The following is a 4,579-nucleotide window of genomic DNA, read 5'->3' as shown; positions in this document are numbered from 1 at the left end:
GCGTCCCGCGGCACAACACGCTTGCCGTCGGCGACGGCCTGAACGGGTCAACGGCGCCCAGCGCGTAGTCGGCGTCGACGAGCTGGGCGCCGCCTGTCTCGAAACCGCCCTCCGATCGGTCGGTAGACACGTCGGGAACTTCCCGGTCGGTGCACGGGTCTTCCCCTGATGCCCGGACGCGAGCACTCTTCCGGATGTGGGAGCGCTCCCATGCATCCCGCGCATCAACCGACACGCTCGCCGTCCCCGCAGCGGCACCGCAGCCCGTCGCGTACGGACGGATCGTCCCCCCTCACCGTCCAGTGAAGGACAGCCGTGAAACTCCTCGGAAAGAGACCCCGCGTCGTGGCCTCGCTCGCCACGGCCACCGCAGCGGTCACCGCCGCCGCGGCCGTCGCCCTGCCCGGCGACCTGACCGCCCCCGACACCACCGAACTCGCCGCGGCCGAGGCGCACGTCGACAACCCGTTCGCGGGCGCCACCGCGTACGTGAACCCCGACTACGCTGAACTGGTCGCCGGCACCATCGAGAAGACGGCCGACGCCTCGCTCAAGGCGAAGATGAAGACGGTCCAGTCGTACCCGACGGCCGTCTGGATGGACCGGATCGCGGCCGTCGGGGGCGGCGCCGCCAACGCCGGCCGCAAGAGCCTCGCCGACCACCTCGACCTCGCGCTCGCCCAGAAGAAGCCGGGTCAGCCGATCACCGCCACCGTCGTGGTCTACGACCTGCCCGGACGCGACTGTGCCGCACTCGCGTCCAACGGTGAACTCCCCCTCACCGCAGCCGGGTTGGCCCGCTACAAGACCGAGTACATCGACGCGATGGCGACCGTCTTCGCCAACCCGAAGTACCAGGACATCCGCATCACGACCGTGATCGAGCCGGACGGTCTGCCGAACCTGGTCACCAACCTCTCCGACCCCGAGTGCGCCCAGGCCAAGTCCAGCGGACTCCAGGTCGACGCCGTGCGCTACGCGCTGAACAAGCTGCACGCGATCCCGAACGTGTACACGTACATGGACTTCGCCCACTCGGGCTGGCTGGGCTGGGACAACAACCTCGCTCAGACCGTCCAGCTCTACACGGACGTGGTCAAGGGCACCACCGACGGCCTCAAGAGCGTCGACGGCCTGATCACCAACGTCTCGAACTACACGCCCACCGCCGAGCCGTTCCTCACCGACCCGAACAAGCAGATCGGCGGGCAACCGGTCAAGAGCGGCAAGTACTTCGAGTGGAACGGCAACTTCGACGAGTCCGACTTCACCGCGGCCACCCACGCGGCACTGGTCGCGGCGGGCTGGCCGGCCTCGACCGGCATGCTGATCGACACCTCTCGCAACGGCTGGGGCGGCGCCGACCGGCCCGCCAAGGAGTCCACCAGCACCGCGCTCGACACCTTCGTCGGCGAGTCGAAGGCCGACCGGCGCGCGCACCGCGGCCTGTGGTGCAACACCTCCGGTGCCGGCCTCGGCGCACCGCCGCAGGCGAGCCCGCAGGGCTTCCCGGCCTCGCACATCGACGCCTACGTCTGGGTCAAGCCGCCCGGCGAGTCAGACGGGGCGAGCAAGGACATCCCGAACGACGAGGGCAAGCGCCGGGACCCGATGTGCGACCCGGACTTCAACGCGCCCGCGGGCGGCGGCAACAAGACGGGCGCGCTCCCGGACGCCCCGCTCGCCGGCCACTGGTTCGACAAGCAGTTCGAGATGCTGGTCAAGAACGCCTACCCGGCCGTGCCCGAGAGCGGCGGCACCGGGGACACCGAGGCCCCGACCGCGCCGACGGCGCTGCGGAGCACCGGCAAGACCGCGACCAGCGTCTCCCTCTCCTGGACCGCGGCCACCGACAACGTCGGGGTGACCGGCTACGACGTGTACCGGGGCACCACGAAGGTCAACACCGCCCCCGTCACCGGCACCGTGTACACCGCGACCGGCCTGACCGCGGCGACCGCGTACAGCTTCACCGTCCGGGCGCGTGACGCGGCCGGCAACACCTCGCCCGCCTCCGCGGCCCTCGCGGTGACCACCGACACCGGTGGCGGCGGCACCGACACCCAGGCCCCGACCGTGCCCGGCGGGGTGAGGGCGGGCTCCACCACGACCAGCTCGGTCCCGCTGTCGTGGACCGCGTCCACCGACGACACCGGGGTCACCGGCTACGACGTCTACCGCGGCACCACCAAGGTCAACGCCACGCCGGTCACCACCACGACCTACACCGACTCCGGGCTCACGGCCGACACGGCCTACAGCTACACCGTCCGCGCCCGCGACGCCGCCGGCAACGTCTCCGCCGCCTCGACCGCCGTCTCCGCCCGCACCAAGGCGCAGTCGACCGGGACCGGCAAGGACTGGCTGCACACCGCCGGCAACCAGATCGTCGACGAGGACGGCAACAAGGTCTGGATGACGGGCACCAACTGGTTCGGCTTCAACGCCTCCGAGCGGGTCTTCCACGGCCTGTGGTCCGGCAACATCACCAAGATCACCAAGTCGATGGCCGACCGCGGCATCAACATCGTCCGGGTCCCGATCTCCACCCAGCTCCTCATCGAGTGGAAGAACGGCCAGGCCGCCGTCCCCAGCGGGGTCAACACCTACGCCAACCCCGAGCTGAAGGACCTGACGACCCTCCAGGTCTGGGACTACTGGCTCGACCTCTGCGAGAAGTACGGCATCAAGGTGATGCTGGACGTGCACAGCGCCGAGGCCGACAACTCCGGCCACATCTACCCGGTCTGGTGGAAGGGCGCGATCACGACCGAGCAGTTCTACCAGGGCTGGGAGTGGGTCACCGACCGCTACAAGAACAACGACACCATCGTCGCGATGGACGTCAAGAACGAGCCGCACGGCAAGCAGACCGAGTCCCCGCGCGCCAAGTGGGACAGCTCGACCGACCAGGACAACTTCAAGTACGCCTGCGAGACCGCCGGCAAGCGGATCCTGGCGATCAACCCGAACGTCCTGGTGCTCTGCGAGGGCATCGAGATCTACCCGAAGGCCGGCAAGTCCTGGTCCTCGACGGCCGAGCTCGACTACCACTTCAACTGGTGGGGCGGAAACCTCCGCGGCGCCAAGGACCACCCGGTGAACCTCGGGGCGAACCAGGACCAGCTCGTCTACTCCCCGCACGACTACGGGCCGCTGGTCTTCCAGCAGCCCTGGTTCCAGGGCGACTGGAACCGGCAGACCCTGGAGCGGGACGTCTGGGACCCCAACTGGCTCTACCTGCACAAGCAGAACGTCTCCCCGCTGGTCATCGGAGAGTGGGGCGGGTTCATGGACAACGGCCCCAACCAGAAGTGGATGACCGCGCTGCGCGACCTGATCGTCGAGAACAGGATCCACCAGACGTTCTGGGTCCTGAACCCGAACTCCGGTGACACCGGCGGCCTGCTCCTGAACGACTGGGAGACGTGGGACGAGGCCAAGTACGCCCTGCTCAAGCCGGCCCTGTGGCAGAGCGGCGGCAAGTTCGTCAGCCTCGACCACCAGGTCAGGCTGGGCGGCGCGGGCAGCACCACCGGCATCAGCCTCGCGGACCTCTACGGCGGCGAGCCGCCGGTGGAGGACACCCAGGCCCCGACCGTCCCGACCGGGCTCAAGTCCACCGCGAAGACCTCTACCAGCGTCACCCTGTCGTGGACCGCGTCCACCGACGATACCGGGGTCACCGGCTACGACGTCTACCGCGGCACCACCCGCGTCGGCTCGGCCGCCACGCCGACCTACACCGACACCGGGCTGAGCGCCGCCACCGCCTACTCCTACACCGTCCGCGCCAAGGACGCGGCCGGCAACGTCTCGGCGGCCTCCGCGGCCGTCCCCGTCACCACCGACACCGGCGGAGGCGGCGGCGACACCACCGCGCCCACCGCTCCCGGCGGGCTGACCAGTACCGGAAAGACCACCAGCAGCGTCTCGCTGCGCTGGAACGCCGCCACCGACAACGTCGGCGTCACCGGCTACCAGCTCTTCCGGGACGGCACCCGGGTCGCGACCCCCTCCGGCACGACCTACACCGACACCGGGCTCAACGCCGGAACCGCGTACGGCTACACGGTCCGCGCGGTGGACGCGGCCGGCAACGTCTCGGCGGCCTCGTCGGCCCTCTCCGTCACCACCGACACCGGCGGAGGCGGCGGGAACCTGCTCTCGCAGGGCAGGAACGCCTGGGCCTCCTCCTCGGAGAACGGGGACCTCTCCCCGGCCAAGGCCGTCGACGGCAGCGACGCCACCCGCTGGGCCAGCGCCTTCCAGGACAACCAGTGGATCAACGTCGACCTCGGTTCGGCCAGGGCCGTGGGCAGGGTGGTCCTGAAGTGGGAGGCCGCGTACGCCCGGGGCTACCGGGTGCAGGTCTCGAACGACCCGAACTTCGGGACGTATCAGGACCTGTTCGCCACCACCACCGGTGACGGCGGCACGGACACCCTGAACGTCACGGGGAACGGACGGTACGTCCGCGTCCTCGGCCAGACCAGGGCGACCCCGTACGGGATCTCGCTGTTCGAGTTCCAGGTCTACGGCCCCTGAACCCCTGACCGGACAATCGGCCCCGGCCGCC

The 4,579-nt window shown here is 70.0% G+C and carries 1 protein-coding gene; it reads left to right on the top strand.

Annotated elements, in window-relative coordinates:
* The first annotated feature begins 345 nt into the window (after nt 1-345).
* A complete protein-coding gene (locus tag ACFWEG_RS28335) occupies nt 346-4,548 on the top strand; it encodes a glycoside hydrolase family 6 protein (RefSeq protein ID WP_387220780.1) in 4,203 nt (1,400 codons plus the stop codon).
* Nucleotides 4,549-4,579: the final 31 nt, after the last annotated feature.

The sequence above is a fragment of the Streptomyces sp. NPDC060194 genome, assembly GCF_042728285.1.
In the GTDB taxonomy this organism is placed as follows: Bacteria; Actinomycetota; Actinomycetes; order Streptomycetales; family Streptomycetaceae; genus Streptomyces.
The sequence above is the reverse complement of the archived record's forward strand: the minus strand, read 5'-3'. Positions and strand labels throughout refer to the sequence as shown.